At 60.6% G+C, this 14621-nt stretch carries 13 protein-coding genes; 10 read left to right on the top strand and 3 right to left on the bottom strand.

Annotated features, from left to right (window positions below; all coding sequences use genetic code 11):
* Window positions 1–87 precede the first annotated feature (87 nt).
* Together ACMHLQ_RS10310 and rsmD are read left to right on the top strand one after the other, a co-directional pair.
* The gene (locus ACMHLQ_RS10310) at window positions 88–1290 is read left to right on the top strand and encodes an NAD(P)/FAD-dependent oxidoreductase (protein ID WP_415404691.1); all 1203 of its coding nucleotides are present in this window, start codon (window positions 88–90) and stop codon (window positions 1288–1290) included.
* Entirely contained in the window at window positions 1287–1838 is a 552-nt protein-coding gene (rsmD, locus tag ACMHLQ_RS10305) for a 16S rRNA (guanine(966)-N(2))-methyltransferase RsmD (RefSeq protein ID WP_415404690.1), read from the top strand. Before ACMHLQ_RS10310 ends, rsmD begins: the two co-directional genes overlap by 4 nt.
* Here rsmD and uraH read toward each other — a convergent pair.
* On the bottom strand, window positions 1835–2194 hold the full coding sequence (gene uraH, locus ACMHLQ_RS10300) for a hydroxyisourate hydrolase (protein WP_415404689.1): 360 nt from the start codon (window positions 2192–2194) through the stop codon (window positions 1835–1837). The genes rsmD and uraH overlap by 4 nt on opposite strands.
* Before the next feature lie 71 nt (window positions 2195–2265).
* Between uraH and puuE the strand changes: the two genes are divergently transcribed.
* The 4 genes from puuE to ACMHLQ_RS10280 are packed head-to-tail and all read left to right on the top strand — an operon-like array spanning window position 2266 to window position 6328.
* Window positions 2266–3678: an allantoinase PuuE gene (gene puuE / locus ACMHLQ_RS10295; protein WP_415405265.1), complete on the top strand. Its 1413-nt coding sequence runs from the start codon at window positions 2266–2268 to the stop codon at window positions 3676–3678.
* The gene (locus tag ACMHLQ_RS10290) at window positions 3675–4487 is read left to right on the top strand and encodes a bifunctional allantoicase/(S)-ureidoglycine aminohydrolase (protein WP_415404688.1); all 813 of its coding nucleotides are present in this window, start codon (window positions 3675–3677) and stop codon (window positions 4485–4487) included. Before puuE ends, ACMHLQ_RS10290 begins: the two co-directional genes overlap by 4 nt.
* Window positions 4474–4962 (top strand): ureidoglycolate lyase, encoded by a 489-nt coding sequence (locus ACMHLQ_RS10285; RefSeq protein ID WP_415404687.1) that lies wholly within the window; start codon window positions 4474–4476, stop codon window positions 4960–4962. The genes ACMHLQ_RS10290 and ACMHLQ_RS10285 overlap by 14 nt, the downstream gene beginning before the upstream one ends.
* A 46-nt stretch (window positions 4963–5008) precedes the next feature.
* On the top strand, window positions 5009–6328 hold the full coding sequence (locus ACMHLQ_RS10280) for a uracil-xanthine permease family protein (protein ID WP_415404686.1): 1320 nt from the start codon (window positions 5009–5011) through the stop codon (window positions 6326–6328).
* A gap of 490 nt (window positions 6329–6818) precedes the next feature.
* Here the strand turns inward: ACMHLQ_RS10280 and ACMHLQ_RS10275 are convergent, their stop codons facing one another.
* Window positions 6819–7754 (bottom strand): IS1595 family transposase, encoded by a 936-nt coding sequence (locus tag ACMHLQ_RS10275; RefSeq protein WP_415404685.1) that lies wholly within the window; start codon window positions 7752–7754, stop codon window positions 6819–6821.
* 100 nt (window positions 7755–7854) lie between these two features.
* On the opposite strand from ACMHLQ_RS10275, the gene ACMHLQ_RS10270 reads away from it, so the two are divergent.
* The 4 genes from ACMHLQ_RS10270 (at window position 7855) to ACMHLQ_RS10255 (ending at window position 11100) form a co-directional block, all read left to right on the top strand.
* A complete protein-coding gene (locus ACMHLQ_RS10270) occupies window positions 7855–8076 on the top strand; it encodes a DUF6471 domain-containing protein (RefSeq protein WP_415404684.1) in 222 nt (73 codons plus the stop codon).
* 38 nt (window positions 8077–8114) lie between these two features.
* Window positions 8115–9005 (top strand): hypothetical protein, encoded by an 891-nt coding sequence (locus ACMHLQ_RS10265; protein ID WP_415404683.1) that lies wholly within the window; start codon window positions 8115–8117, stop codon window positions 9003–9005.
* 191 nt (window positions 9006–9196) lie between these two features.
* Entirely contained in the window at window positions 9197–10546 is a 1350-nt protein-coding gene (locus tag ACMHLQ_RS10260) for an aminotransferase class III-fold pyridoxal phosphate-dependent enzyme (protein ID WP_415404681.1), read from the top strand.
* A gap of 128 nt (window positions 10547–10674) precedes the next feature.
* On the top strand, window positions 10675–11100 hold the full coding sequence (locus ACMHLQ_RS10255; RefSeq protein WP_415404680.1) for a hypothetical protein: 426 nt from the start codon (window positions 10675–10677) through the stop codon (window positions 11098–11100).
* Between the two features lie 283 nt (window positions 11101–11383).
* On the opposite strand, the gene ACMHLQ_RS10250 is transcribed toward ACMHLQ_RS10255, so the two are convergent.
* The gene (locus tag ACMHLQ_RS10250) at window positions 11384–14545 is read right to left on the bottom strand and encodes a GAF domain-containing protein (protein WP_415404678.1); all 3162 of its coding nucleotides are present in this window, start codon (window positions 14543–14545) and stop codon (window positions 11384–11386) included.
* Between the last annotated feature and the right edge of the window lie 76 nt (window positions 14546–14621).

Genomic DNA, 14621 nt, shown 5'->3' with positions numbered 1-14621 from the left:
TGATTGGGCCTTTCTTGGAATTGCATGCGCCTTGCCCTGCGATATAGGCTTTGCTTTGGCAAAGGGCGAGAACAAAGGTCAATTCAGATGAGTCACGTGGTGGTTATCGGCGCAGGGCAGGCGGGGTCCTCCTGTGTGGCCAAGCTGCGCAATGGTGGGTTTGCGGGGCGTGTGACGCTGATCGGGGCCGAACCTGCGCCGCCATACCAGCGCCCGCCCTTGTCCAAGGCGTACCTGATGGGGGACATGCCGCTTGAGCGTCTGTTCCTGCGCCCCGAGAGTTTTTATGCTGAGCATGACATCGATCTGCGCCTTGGCGTCGAGGTGAGCGCGGTGGACACAGGCGCGCAGAGCGTGACGGTGGGCGATGAGGTGCTGGAGTACAGCGATCTCGTCTTTGCCACAGGCTCTGTCCCGCGCCACCTGCCTGCCGCCATTGGCGGTGATCTGGACGGCGTGTTTGTCGTACGCGATCTGGCGGACGTGGATGCGATGGCCCCGCGTTTTGTCAAAGGCGCGCGGGTGCTGATCGTGGGGGGCGGTTACATCGGGCTCGAAGCGGCCTCGGTCGCGTCCAAGCTGGGGCTGGACGTTGTGCTGGTCGAGATGGCGGACCGCATCCTGCAACGGGTCGCTGCGCCAGAGACCAGCGATTACTTCCGCGCGCTGCATACGGATCATGGCGTGGACATCCGCGAGTGCATTGGCCTGTCGCGCCTGACGGGCGAGGCGGCTGTGACGGGGGCCGAATTGTCGGATGGCAGCACGCTTGATGTGGATTTCGTGATCGTGGGTGTCGGTATCGCGCCGGGCACGGCCCTGGCCGAAGCGGCGGGCGTGGAGATCGACAACGGGATCAGGACCGACGCACAGGGCCGTACCTCGGCCCCGCATGTCTGGGCGGCGGGCGATTGCGCCTCCTTTCCCTATCGCGACACGCGCATCAGGCTGGAAAGCGTGCCCAACGCGATTGATCAGGCGGAATGCGTGGCGGAAAACATCATGGGCGCGGCCAAGGACTACGTCGCGCGCCCCTGGTTCTGGTCGGATCAGTATGACGTCAAATTGCAGATCGCGGGGCTGAACACCGGCTATGACCGCGTTGTGACCCGCGACGGCGGGGCGGCCAAATCGTTCTGGTATTATCAGGGCAATACGCTGCTGGCGGTCGATGCCGCCAACGATCCGCGCGGCTACATGATTGGCAAGCGGTTGATCGAGGCGGGCAAGACGGCAGACCCGGCGGTGGTGGCGGACCCCAAGGGCGACCTCAAGGCGCTGCTCAAGTGAGGATCATCGCGGGCCGGTGGCGCGGCGTGCCCTTGGCCACGCTGGGCAAGGGTGATCCGGGTGCACATCTGCGGCCCACGCCCGACCGGGTGCGCGAGGCGCTTTTTTCAATGTTGGGCAGTCGGGGCGCGGTCGAGGGCGCGCGCGTGCTGGACCTGTTTGCGGGCACCGGCGCGCTGGGTTTCGAGGCACTGTCGCGCGGGGCGTCCCATGCTGTCTTTGTCGAGAACGGGCGCACCGGACAGCGCCTGATTTCGGAGAATATCGCCAAGCTGGACGCCGCAGAGCAAACGCAGGTGATGCGTGGTGATGCAACACGGCCAAATACAACGCCACAGGGGCCTTTCGACCTCGTCTTTCTCGACCCGCCCTACGGCAAGGGGCTCGGGGAAAAGGCGCTGGCCGCCGTGCATGGCTGGCTGCCTCCCGGCGCGCTGGTGGTGTGGGAGGAAAGCGCGCAAATGCCCGCGCCACCCGGCTATGCCCTGCTCGATCACCGCAAATTCGGCACCGCGCATATCACGCTGCTCGAGGCGCTGGAGGCTTAGCTGCCGCGATAGGTCGAATAGCCGTAGGGTGATAGCAGCAGCGGCACGTGGTAATGCGCCTCTTCATCCGTGATGCCGAACCGGATCGGGATCTGGTCGAGGAACTTGACTGCATCCCCGCTCAGCCCGTGCGCATCAATGTAGTCACCACAGAAAAAGATCAGCTCGTATTGCCCCGCCGTCATCTTGCCCGCAGGCAGGATCGGCGCGTCGGTGCGCCCGTCCGCATTGGTCTCGGCCTCGGCAATCTTGCGATGGGAATTGCCCGACACGCGGTAGAGTGCAATTTCTATGCCAGCACCGGGCACCCCGCGCGCCGTGTCCAGAACATGGGTTGTCAGATATCCCGCAGCCATTGCATCCCGCCCCTTTATCTCTCAGATTGCGGGCATCTCACTCCGATTGCGAAGGGAAGTCCATGGCCGAGATGCCACCGCGTTACCCGCGTGATTTTCATGGTCACGGTGCGGACCGACCCGATGCGGCATGGCCCGGCGGGGCGCGTATCGCCATCTCCTTTGTGCTGAACTACGAAGAGGGCGGCGAGAATTGCCTGCTGCACGGCGATGCCGCATCCGAGGCGTTCCTGTCCGAGATCGTGGGTGCAGCGGCCTGGCCCGGCCAGCGGCACTGGAACATGGAAAGCATCTATGACTACGGCGCGCGCGCCGGGTTCTGGCGGCTGCACCGGTTGTTCACGGGGGCCCATGTGCCCGTCACTGTCTACGGCGTGGCGACGGCCCTGGCGCGCAGCCCCGCGCAGGTCGAGGCAATGCAAAAGGCCGATTGGGAAATCGCCAGCCACGGGCTGAAATGGATCGACTACAAGGATCACACGGCCGAGGACGAGGCCGCCGATATGGACGCCGCCATCGCCCTGCACAGTGAGGTGACGGGCGAGCGGCCCAAGGGGTGGTACACCGGGCGCTGTTCCGTGAACACCGTCGCGCTGGCGGCGGAACGCGGGTTTGACTGGATCAGCGACACCTATGACGACGATCTGCCCTACTGGATGCGGGTGGGGGACACCGATCAATTGATCCTGCCCTATACGCTCGATTGCAACGACATGCGCTTTGCCACGCCGCAGGGGTTCAATGCGGGCGATCAGTTCTTCGCCTACCTGCGCGACAGCTTTGATGCGCTTTATGCCGAGGGTACTGCAGGGCGGTCTGCGATGATGAGCATCGGCTTGCATTGCCGACTGATCGGGCGTCCCGGGCGGGTGCAGGCGCTGCGCCGCTTCATCGACTATGTGCAGGGGCACGAGGGCGTCTGGTGCGCCCGACGCGCCGACATCGCCGCGCATTGGGCCGAAACGCACCCGCCGCAGCCGGCACGCGGCTGGCATCTGATGGACAAGGCCCGCTTTGTTGATACGTTTGGCGGCATCTTTGAACACTCACCCTGGATTGCCGAAGGGGCGCATGCGCTCGAACTTGGCCCCGCCCATGACACGCCGCAGGGACTGCACAACGCCCTGTGCCGCGTGTTCCGTGCAGCCTCGGATGATCAGCGGATGGAGGTGTTGCGCGCCCACCCGGACCTTGCGGGCAAGCTGGCTGCGGCCAAGCGGCTGACCAGCGACAGCACCGAAGAACAGTCGAGCGCGGGCCTTGATGCCCTGACGGACGACGAACGCCACCAGTTCGACACCCAGAACAGCACCTATGTGGCCAAGCACGGCTTTCCCTTCATTATCGCGGTCAAGGATCACGACAAGGCGGGTATCCTGCGCGCATTCGAACGGCGCATCGGCAATGACACGGCGACCGAGTTTGCCGAGGCCTGTCGACAGGTCGAACGCATCGCGCGCTTGCGGCTCGAGGCGATGGAATGACGACTTACGCCTTTCCCCCCGGCGGTTTGCCGGATCAAAGCCAATCGCCCGAGGGCACGGCGATCTTCACCGACGCCTATGCGGTCATACCTGCCAACACGCAGCGTGACATCGTCACCTCATTCCTGCCCGGGTGGGACAACACGCGCGTGTGGATCCTGGCCCGGCCCCTGTCTGGCTTTGCAGAGACCTTTGCCCAATACGCGATTGAACTCGCCCCCGAAGGCGGCAGCAACGACCCCGAACCGGATGTGGACGCGCAGGCCGTCCTGTTTGTCGCCCACGGCACCGCGCATCTGACGCTGGGGGCCGACCTGCACGAATTGCGGCCCGGCAGCTATGCTTACATCCCCCCCGGCGCGCGGTGGAGCCTGTGGAACCGGGACGAAACACCCTGCGGCATCCACTGGATTCGCAAACGCTATGTGCCCGGCATCGGGTTCACCCCGCCAGAGGCGCTGGTGACCCACGAAACCGATGTGCCCGCAGTAGAGATGCCCGACACTGACGGGGTCTGGGCGACGCAGCGCTTTCTTGATCCGTTTGATCTGCGCCACGATTGCCACGTGAATATCGTCAATTTCCAACCCGGGGGGCGCATCCCCTTTGCCGAGACGCATGTGATGGAACACGGGCTTTATGTGCTGGAGGGGACGGCGGAGTATCTGTTGAACACCGATTGGGTCAGCGTGGGGCCAGGCGACTTCATGTGGCTGCGCGCGTTCTGCCCGCAGGCCTGTATCGCCACGGGCGACGGGCCGTTCCGCTATCTGCTTTATAAAGACGTCAACCGCCATGTCCCGCTCTGACATCCGGTGTCAGCCGCTGACGGCAGCGGCCTTTGCCCCGTTCGGGGATGTGCTGGACTGTGCGGGCGATCCCGACAAGATGATCAATGCAGGCATGTGCGGGCGCTATCACGACCGTGCCCACCTCGACTTTGGCGATGCACGCGGCGGGATCAGCCTGTTTCAGGCCCGGCCGCGCAGCTTGCCCTACACACTTGATCTGATGGAGCGGCACCCCGAAGGCTCGCAAGCCTTCATCCCGATGTCGCAACACGGGTTTCTGGTGACCGTCGCGCCAGATGTGGGCGGCAGGCCCGGCACACCGCTGGCATTTCTGACGGCGCCGGGGCAGGGGATCAATCTGCACAAAAACACGTGGCACGGCGTGCTGACCCCGCTGCAAGCGCCCGGTTTGTTTGCAGTTGTCGATCGGATCGGCCCTACGCCAAATCTCGAAGAGTTTTTGCTTGATCCGCCATATCTTGTGATCCCATAGTCCGCCGCAGCCGCGCCAAGACGGCTGGGAACAGGGACTAAGTTCAATGACTGATATGAGATACGGGGAATTCTCCGACCCCAACGACACGCCACCCCTGCACGAGGCGGTGCCGCTGGGCCTGCAACACGTGCTGGCGATGTTTGCCTCGAACGTGACGCCGTCGATCATCGTGGCCGGGGCTGCGGGGCTGGCCTTTGGCGGGCCGGAACAGGTGTACCTGATCCAGATGGCGATGCTGTTTGCGGGCATTGCGACGCTGTTTCAGACCGTGGGCATCGGTCCGGTGGGCGCGCGGCTGCCCATCATGCAGGGCACCAGCTTTGCCTTTGTGGGCGTGCTGGCCGGTGTGGCCGCGACGCAAGGCCTGGGCGTCGCGCTGACGGCCTGCCTGATCGGCGGCGTGGTCCACTTCCTGCTCGGCTCTGTCATCCAGCACCTGCGCTGGCTGTTTCCGCCGCTGGTGACCGGCCTCGTCATCCTGGCCATCGGCCTTTACCTCATCCCCGTGGCGATCAAATACGCAGCGGGCGGTGCGGCCAGTTTCCAGATGGAGGCCGAAAGCTTTGGCTCGCTCATGCACTGGACCGTCGCGCTGAGCGTGGTGATCGTCGCGCTCGTGCTCAAGTTCTTTACCAAGGGCATCATCAGCAACGCGGCGATCCTGATCGGGCTGGTGGTCGGCTATGTCGTCGCTTTTGCCTTTGGCATGGTGAATTTCGGCGCTGTCAGCAACGCGGCGGTGTTCATGGCGCCGCAGCCGCTGCCTTACGGCTTTGAATTCAGCCTTGGCGCTGTGATCGCGGTCACGCTGGTGTCCATCGTGTCAGCGATTGAGACGGTAGGCGATGCCTCGGCCACGACCAAGGCGGGCGCAGGGCGCGAGGCCACGGACAAGGAAATCGCAGGTGCGACCTATGCCGATGGTCTGGGCACGGCCGTGGCCGCGGTGTTCGGTGGCCTGCCCAACACGTCCTTCAGCCAGAATGTGGGCATCGTGGGCATGACCGGCATCATGTCGCGCCACGTGGTCACCATCGGGGCGCTGTTCCTGATCATCTGCGGGCTGATCCCCAAGATCGGGGCGGTCATCGCCTCTATGCCCCTGCCTGTGCTGGGCGGCGGCGTAATCGTGATGTTCGGCATGGTGGCCGCCGCAGGCCTGAACGTGCTGAGCGAGGTCAAGATGAACCGCCGCAACATGGTGATCATCGCCGTGTCGCTGGCGGCGGGTCTGGGTCTGAACCTGGTGCCGACGGCGGTGCAGTACCTGCCCGGCGTGGTCAAGACGCTGATGACCTCGGCGGTGGCCCCCACCGCGCTGGTGGCGATTGTGCTGAACCTGGTGCTGCCGGACGAGATCTAGCGCCTGGCATAAGCGGGGTGGGGGCGCTGCCCCCGGCCTTCGGCCTCCCCCCGTGGTATTTTCGGTCTTATGTATCAAACGCACCAAGTATAGCGCACCGGATTTCTGTATTAAATCCCCATGCAGGGCAAAAGCATAGACGGTGCGTTGCTAGCGTTACGCAAACAGATCATCCGGGGTAATGGCGAGGGACTGGAGCACGTCGAGGCGCTGCTGCTGATGCGCGGCATTGATATGCCCCGAGTAATGCCGCCACGTCGCTCAGATCGGGCCAAGCAGGGCCATATGCGCATATGGTTGCTAGACGCGCTCAGAGACGGGCCTAAGCCGCTGGCAGAGTTGGTTCAGGTGGTGGCTCAGCACAGCCCAGAAACGCCGCTCTGGCGGGTCAGCAAGCGGACAAGTAACGTGCTGTGGAAGATGCGCTGCCGGGGGCTTGTGCACCATGACGGGCGAATGTGGCTCATGCCGCCCGCTGCCAGTAGCCTTTTCACTGGCGCGACACGGGCGAACCCATCGCGTTGCTGACAACGATGTTTGCCAGCGTGCCGTTGTCGGTGCGGCGGTTGTCCTCCAGCCAAGCTGCATGGTTTGCATACTGGTAAAGGTACTGAGGGCTGACGCCGTGGTGTTGACCATCCACCATGCGGCGCAGGCGGGAGAAATAGCTTTCGACAAGGTTGGTGTGCTTGCCGTGGTCGCTGTAAATTTCGGAATGGTTCACGCGGTCTACGTTCCAGCCAGCGTGCAGCAAATCCCAATGACTGGCTTCGTCGGCTGAAATGGTCGCCATGCGGTCGATGTTCTCGTTTGCCAGCGCAACGCCTTCGGCTTCGCTGTTGCTTACGAAAGGCAGCACACGGCCCTGACGCTCACGCATTGCAATCACGACCCGGCGCTTGCCAGTCTGGTGTTCCTTCTTGCGGCGATCTACGCGATCTTCCTTAGCGTTGGCAGGGCGGATGTGACCGCCAAAATACGCGCCGTCGATTTCCACGTGACCATTCAAAACTTCGCCTGTCTGGACCTCTGCTGCCATTGCCTCGCGCAGCTTGTGGGCGAGAACAAATGCGGTCTTGTACTGGCAGTCCAGATCGCGGGAAAGCTGCACCATGGACACGCCCTTAGATGCATTCACAACAATGCAGATCGCGGCCAGCAGGTCCACGAACTCCATCTTGCGCGATGCAAAGGTGGTGCCAGAAGTAACGCTAAACTGGTGGTGGCAGTTCTTGCATTTGAACTTGCGGCGCGTGGTGATCTTGTAGCTTTCATCGTGAGAACAAACGGGGCAAACGGCCTCGCCGCCTGTCTCGGGCCAGCGCATCTCACAGAACGTCTGGTAAGCCGCATCCTCGCCATCTTTGTAGATCGAGCGCAGTGAAAGCGTCCGAGAAGCTGCTGAAAGGAGGAAGTGCTGGGCCATGATCTACTATATCCGTTGATTACATATCGAATATAGTGTAATGACATACTGCTTACAATAGGTTAAATATCAAAAACAGTACTATTTTATCGGAGGCGATATGCCCGAACGGAACGAATGGGAGACGCGGGCCACAAACCTGCTCAAGTCAGAGCTGAAGCGTAAGGGCGTGACTTACGCCCAACTTGTTGAAAGGCTGGCCGATATTGGAATCAGTGAAAAAGAGGTTAACGTCGCCAATAAGCTATCCCGAGGGAAGTTTTCAGCGGCGTTTATGTTGCAATGTCTAACAGCAATCGGGGCGCAGGATTTAAGGTTGTAACTGGGGCCGCATTGCTTGTCATAACAGGACTTGTAGTCATGTTGATCTATGACTCAGGGCGGAAGCACGGCGAAGCCATAGGCGAGTACGCAGCCAATACCGACACCTACGCCCGCCATACCCAAGAACATGTAAAAGAATGCCTCTCCATCGCTGAGGACAGCGCGAAAACGGAATGCATAATTAAGGAAATAGAGGCCAGTAACGAACACGAACGCGCCGAGAAAGACCTTATAGCCCAAACTGAAATGGCGCTTTGGGCGCTTGGAATGCTTGTGGTTTCGGGTCTTATGCTTTTCGTAACTGCGATCGGTGTGTGGTGGATTAGGGATACTCTCGTTGAAACTCGCCGTGCGGTCAAGGCGGCTGATGACGCCGTCTTGGTCACTAGAGAAATGGGCATTACTCAAAATAGAGGATGGCTTAAGGTTGAGGCGGTCAGCACAAATGCAATCCAACCATTGGTTCTCGATTCTGAAGCAGGTGACGCCAATTACAATCTCCCTCTCAAGTGTCGCCTCACTAACGTTGGTAACGGTCCATGCCTCAACGTGCGAATCTCCATATTGGGACATGGTGGCGACGCTGGTCACGCTGATGATGTGGCTAAAGAGGTAAGTGATGCTGAGACACGGAGAACTGACGAATTGAGTAAAACGGCATCGAAAGATGTTAGGTTCGGTTGTGTCTTTCCGGGAGAAACAACTAGCGCTTTCGAAGCTTCTATGAGCGTCGCGCGTGATGGAATCCAGTTTTGGAAGGGCGAAGTCTTCGTTGCTATTGCTTATGACGTCCCTGGTTACAATTCCCCTCGGTTCACTTATTGGAGCCGGTCTATAACAACGAATGGCGGTATAACTGCACTTGTGGATGGTCGCGAAAATGCGGTTTTGTTCGAGGTTGACAACAAACTTGGTTTGGCAACGTGAAGCGCTCTCGACAAGCAAAAGGTTCATAAGAAGCAGCGCTAAAACCTTAATCACCGCTCGCACCCCGCTCTCGCTTGGTGCGCTTGATACATAAGACCGGGTATTTTCGGTCAGAAGAAGCAGGGTGCTTGCTCTGCTTCTTTTTTGTGGCCCGGTGAGGGCAACGCTGTGTGGATCGGATGGAGGTCATCATGAAAGACGACAATTTCCTGCGTGCCAACAATGCCCGCCACATGTGGCATCCCATGGGCCATCCGGGCGAGGCCATGACCCATGCGCCCACCATCATCACCGGGGCTGAGGGTTCCGTGATCGAGGACATTGATGGTCACAAAACGGTCGATGCGGTTGGCGGGCTGTGGTGCGTGAACCTCGGCTATTCCAATGACGTGGTGAAGGACGCGATTGCCAAGCAGCTTTACGATCTGCCCTATTACTCCGCCTTTTTCGGCACCTCGAACCCCACGGCGATCGAGGCCTCTTATGCAGTGCGCTCGTTTTTCGAGGCCGATGGGATGGCGCGCGTGTTCTTTACCTCGGGTGGCTCGGATTCGGTCGAGACCTGTTTGCGTCTGGCCCGCCAGTATCACCGGATCAAGGGAGAGCCGGGGCGCACGAAGTTTCTGTCGCTGAAAAAGGGCTATCACGGCACCCATTTCGGCGGCGCATCCGTCAACGGCAACAACCGGTTTCGCATCGCCTATGAGCCGCTGATGCCCGGCTGTTTCCACCTGCCGTCGCCCTACATCTACCGCAATCCGTTTGATGAGACGGACCCGGCCATTCTGGCCCAGAACATCGCGGCGGCGATGGAGGATGAAATACAGTTTCAGGGCCCCGGCAGCATTGCTGCCTTCATTATGGAGCCCATTCAGGGCGCGGGCGGCGTCATCGTTCCGCACGAGACCTTCATGCCGCTCATGCGCGAGATTTGCGACCGGCACGGCATCCTGATGATCGCGGATGAGGTAATCACGGGGTTTGGCCGCACGGGCGACTGGTCAGGCTCGCGCCATTGGGGCGTGAAACCGGACATGATGAGCTGCGCCAAGGGCATCACCTCGGGCTATTTCCCCGTGGGGGCGGCATTGATGAGCGAGGCCGTGGCGGAGGTGTTCGAGACTGCGGACGCGGACGGTGCGATCTTCCACGGCTACACCTACTCGGCCCATCCGGTTGGTGCCGCCGCAGTGACCGCCTGCCTGGAAGAGACGGTGCGTCTGGACACTAAGGCCAATGCAGGCCCGCGCGGCACGCAGCTGTTCGAGGGCTGTGTGGCGCTGATGGACCGGTTCGACATCGTGGGCGACGTGCGAGGCGGGCACGGCCTGATGACGGGTGTGGAGTTGGTCAGTGACCGAGCCGCCAAGACGCCGCTGGATGCAGACACGATCAAACGCATTCACAAAGCCACCTATGAGGCCGGGGCGATGGTGCGGATCGGCGGCAACAACATCATGATGTCGCCACCGCTGGTGGTGACCGAAGACGAGATCGCACAGGTGTTGTCAGCATTGGAAGCGGGATTGTCGGCGGCTTGAGGGGTGGAGGCTATGGTGGTGTCTGGTGAAGCGAATGACCGGTTCGAGTCCAATTCGACCGATGTTGTACAACGAACGATTGTCAGCTCACACTTCCAGTTCTTTATCAGAGAGTTGTAGCAAAACGTATGGAGAAGCCAACGGAGGCACAAAAATCAAGGCTTAAGTCTTGGGCCAACGCCATCTTCATTTGGGCATTCCTAAGCGTTTGGCTGAGCGGAATGACCGCAGGTCTCATGGCTGGAGGGTGTAGAAATGATCGCTACGAAGGTGCCAAGAAACTCCGCTTTTGCAATATCTCTCTGACCGCAGGCGCTTGGATGAGATTCGCCCCAATCGAACAAGCAAAGGGTGCCATCATCCAACTGGAAAGAGGAATCGCATTGTCCCAGCTAGGTGAAACAGCGACAGCGGCCAAAGCGTTTGATAGTGCCTTGCGTGATGCAAAAGCCAAAGCAGGGCCATGGGAACGTGAACTACATCAGCGAATGGTTCAAATTGACGACCGCAGAACGTTTGCACTTTGGGTGACAGTCGTGAAGGCATCCGAATAGTAACTCAGTTACGTTGCCTGCGTGCATTAGCTGCCGTTGGCGCATCCGCAGCGAATGCTCACTTTGTCCGCACACCAAGACCTACCCCATCGACCGAGGCAATGGCGGCCATGTGGACAAGGCCGGGTTGGATAGGATTGTTATGAATGACGTCTCACTGGCTTCGCGGGAGCAGCGAACACCGGGGCAATGTGAATAGCCGGGTTTTGGTTGGCGGTTTTTCATCACGTCAGGCGGGCGCATTTTTGGAACCAAGTGATATCGCGTTGTATGGAAACGTTGTTTACGGGTCGTTGGAAAGCCGAAATACCTCTATCGGCTCGCGGATTCCTTTCAGAGTGAGTTCCCCGCGGGTCTCGACAGGAAACGTATCCTCGACAGCAATCCCGGCCCGTGTGCTGAGCAGGATTTCCCCGTCGACCGCCTCGTCGCACAGCCGTGACGCGAGGTTGATGGCCGTTCCGGATGCGGTGTAGTCAAACCGGCCCTCGAACCCCACCAACCCAACGGTGGCATAGCCGAGGGAGACGCCAACTCCAAAGCCGAGGCGGTGGCCAAGCCGCTTCCAGCCGGTACAGAGCTCAGCCATCCGCGCGCGCATCGCAATGGCAAGCCGCACCGCGTCTCCGGCAGGATCATCACAAGGGACCGGGTCATTGAACAGCACCATCACGCCGTCACCCATGCGCAGGTCAACGCCCGCGCCATGCAGGTTGATCAGTTTGCCCATCTCTTCGTGGTAGGTTTGCAGCACCTCGATCGTCTCTTCCGGTTCGGCCGTTTCGCAGAACGCGGTAAAGCCGCGGATGTCGCAAAACAGGACACCCAACAGGGCGCGATGGCTTTGCAGCATCTTTTCCGAGCCCGAGGACACAACCGTGTCCGCCACGGCCGCCGGCAGGAAACGTTTCAGCCGTCCCATCCGCTCAATTTCGACGACCTGCGCGTCGACCTTGGCCTCCAGCGAGGCATTCAGACCCTGAACCTCGGATGTACGCGCTTGCAACGCCCGGAACTGGCGCGCGTTCTCGATCGCGATGACGGCTTGCGCGGCAAACGTCTCAACCAGCGCGATTTCGTCAGCGGTGTAGGGCTTGACCTCTTTGCGGAACAGGATCAGTACCCCGATGGCGCCCTCGCTGGTGATCAGCGGGACAAGCAGATTGGTGCGTGTGCCGTTCTCTTCCACCACCGAGACAAAAACGGATACGCCTTTCTTGTAGGCGTCTGTTTCGGCCATGTCGGGGACGTGAATCGTTTGCTGTGACAGGATGGCCTGCGCACCCACGGATAGTGTCGGATCCATCGAGACAAGCCCGTCGTCATAGACTTTGGCCGTCGCAGGATCGAGCCCATAGGACGCCTCCATCGTTTGATGCGCGTCCCCGGCTTGGCCCATCGCAAGGGCTGCCGCATGTGCATTGCACAAATCAGCGGCCCGTCTCAGGATCAACTCGAACACCGGCGCTTCGTTATCACGGCTTTGGCTGATCATTGTCAGGATATCGCTGGAGGCTTTTTCCCGCTCGAGCCGCGTTTCAACGGCGCGAAACTGTCGGACATTTTCCAGGGCAATCGCGGCCTGTGCCGCAAAGGTTTCAACCAGCGCGATTTCGTCGGGCGTGTAGGGCTTTACCTCTTTGCGGAACAGCACCAGGGTGCCTTCGCCCCCTTCGGGTGTCATCAGGGGCACAAACAGGTTGGTGCGGATGCCTGTGTCGTCCACCACGGAGGTGTAATGCGACACGCCACTGCGATACCCATCGGTGTCGGCCATGTCGGCCACATGGACCACCTCACCGGACAGGATCGCCTTGGCCGCCATCGAAATGTCGGGGTTCATCGACACCTCGCCGCGCGCATAGACATCAAGCGTTGCCTGGCTCACGCCCCGAGAGACGGCCATGCGCTGGTGTGTATCGCCCTTGGTGCCGAGCGTCAGGGCACCGGCGCTCGCGCCGCACAGGTCGATGGCGTTCCTCAGAATAGTGTCAAAGACGGGCCGCGCATCATCGCGGCTTTGGTTGATGACTTGCAGGATTTCGCGTGTCGCCGCCTCGCGATCCAGACGCTTGCGCAGGTCGCGGAACTGTCGGACGTTCTCAAGTGCGATCACGGCTTGGGTGGCGAAGGTTTCGACCAGGGCGATCTGTTCGTCGGTATAGGGGCGCACCTCGTGGCGGAAGATGATGAAACAGCCGATGCCGACCCCGTCCCGAATGAGTGGGACAAAGAGGTTGGTGCGAATGCCCTGCACGTCGCAGAGCGCGACAACGTTGGGCACACCTGCGCGGTATTGATCGGTTTGCATCATGTTGTGCAGATGTACAGGGCGCTTTTCGATAATCGCACGCGCGGCAAAGGACTTGTCCGGGTCCATTGGCACTTTGCCCTGACTGTAGAAATCCTCGGTGCTTTCAAGCGCGCCGTGATGCGCCATCATCGTCTGATGGTCGTCCCCCTCTTGTCCCAGTATCAGGGCTGCGAATGGCGCGTCGCACAGTTTGCGGGCATTGCCGAGTATGGCGTCAAAGACCGGTCCTTCATCGTCCCGTGCCGCGCTAATCGCGTCCAGAATTTCACGGGACGCGGACGACCGCTCAAGCCGTGCTTCCATCTCTTTGATGTGAAAAGAGTTCTCGATGGCGATGGCCGCCTGATCGGCAAAGGCCTGCGCCAGTTCCAGCGCGCGGTCATTGAACGGATGCACGCGGGTCCGGTAGACGCTGAACACCCCAATCAACCGCCCGCCGGCCGTCATCGGGATCGCCGCCAGCGACCGTGCCTGACCAAACTTGACCGTTGCAAAGCGCAGCGGGTTGTCCTCGTATGCGACATCCTCGGCATTCACATCCGCAATGCTGACCGGCTTTTGCGACCGGGCGGCCCGCCCAACGGCTGTGTCGGGGCCTGGGTTGAACAGCCCTTGCTCTGACAGCCACGCGGCAAACGGCGCACTGATGTTGCTGGAGCGCATTTCCGTGAAGGTGAAATCACCGTGATGCTCCATCAGAATGCCGAACTCTGCCTCGCAGATTTCCAGCGCCTGCTCCAGCACCTCGTCAATCACCTCATCAAGGTTGCCACTGCTCTCGTTGATGATCCGCAGAACGCGCGCCATCGTCCGCTCGCGCCGCATGGCCTCGTCAAGTTCCAGTGCCAGATCGGCGGTCAGCCCCGCCGCATCCTGAAGTTCAGCCGATGTGGCCCCTGGGTCCGCGAGTGCCTGCGCCAAGGCGATTTTCGACGTGACATTCAGTTTGCCATAGACCGTGCGCAAATGAGATCGAACCGTGGTCGGGGATATGCCAAGGTCACGGGCGATGACCTTGTAGCTGGCGCCGTCCGCATAGGCGGCGGCCACTTCGGCCTCTCGTTTTGACAGTGTTTCAATCGATTGCGCCGTGTCCGACATAATATCCTCGGCAAAATGTAGGGGGACCATACCCTACATCCCTCCTGCATCAATTGGTTCATTTGAACGATATCGCCGTTCTCTGCGGCTTCGTACCTTCATCCCA

The organism is Tateyamaria algicola (assembly GCF_047715485.1).
In the GTDB taxonomy this organism is placed as follows: domain Bacteria; phylum Pseudomonadota; class Alphaproteobacteria; order Rhodobacterales; family Rhodobacteraceae; genus Tateyamaria.
Note: the sequence above shows the minus strand (reverse complement) of the source record. Positions and strands in the feature narration are given on the sequence as shown.

What these genes read in the sequence shown, in the direction of transcription:
- ACMHLQ_RS10250 (WP_415404678.1), bottom strand. Translation starts at nt 14,545, where the DNA reads ATGGTCCCCCTACATTTTGCCGAGGATATTATGTCGGACACGGCGCAA.
- ACMHLQ_RS10255 (WP_415404680.1), top strand. Translation starts at nt 10,675, where the DNA reads ATGGAGAAGCCAACGGAGGCACAAAAATCAAGGCTTAAGTCTTGGGCC.
- puuE (WP_415405265.1), top strand. Translation starts at nt 2,266, where the DNA reads ATGCCACCGCGTTACCCGCGTGATTTTCATGGTCACGGTGCGGACCGA.
- ACMHLQ_RS10310 (WP_415404691.1), top strand. Translation starts at nt 88, where the DNA reads ATGAGTCACGTGGTGGTTATCGGCGCAGGGCAGGCGGGGTCCTCCTGT.
- ACMHLQ_RS10260 (WP_415404681.1), top strand. Translation starts at nt 9,197, where the DNA reads ATGAAAGACGACAATTTCCTGCGTGCCAACAATGCCCGCCACATGTGG.
- uraH (WP_415404689.1), bottom strand. Translation starts at nt 2,194, where the DNA reads ATGGCTGCGGGATATCTGACAACCCATGTTCTGGACACGGCGCGCGGG.
- ACMHLQ_RS10290 (WP_415404688.1), top strand. Translation starts at nt 3,675, where the DNA reads ATGACGACTTACGCCTTTCCCCCCGGCGGTTTGCCGGATCAAAGCCAA.
- ACMHLQ_RS10275 (WP_415404685.1), bottom strand. Translation starts at nt 7,754, where the DNA reads ATGGCCCAGCACTTCCTCCTTTCAGCAGCTTCTCGGACGCTTTCACTG.
- ACMHLQ_RS10265 (WP_415404683.1), top strand. Translation starts at nt 8,115, where the DNA reads ATGTTGATCTATGACTCAGGGCGGAAGCACGGCGAAGCCATAGGCGAG.
- ACMHLQ_RS10285 (WP_415404687.1), top strand. Translation starts at nt 4,474, where the DNA reads ATGTCCCGCTCTGACATCCGGTGTCAGCCGCTGACGGCAGCGGCCTTT.
- ACMHLQ_RS10280 (WP_415404686.1), top strand. Translation starts at nt 5,009, where the DNA reads ATGACTGATATGAGATACGGGGAATTCTCCGACCCCAACGACACGCCA.
- ACMHLQ_RS10270 (WP_415404684.1), top strand. Translation starts at nt 7,855, where the DNA reads ATGCCCGAACGGAACGAATGGGAGACGCGGGCCACAAACCTGCTCAAG.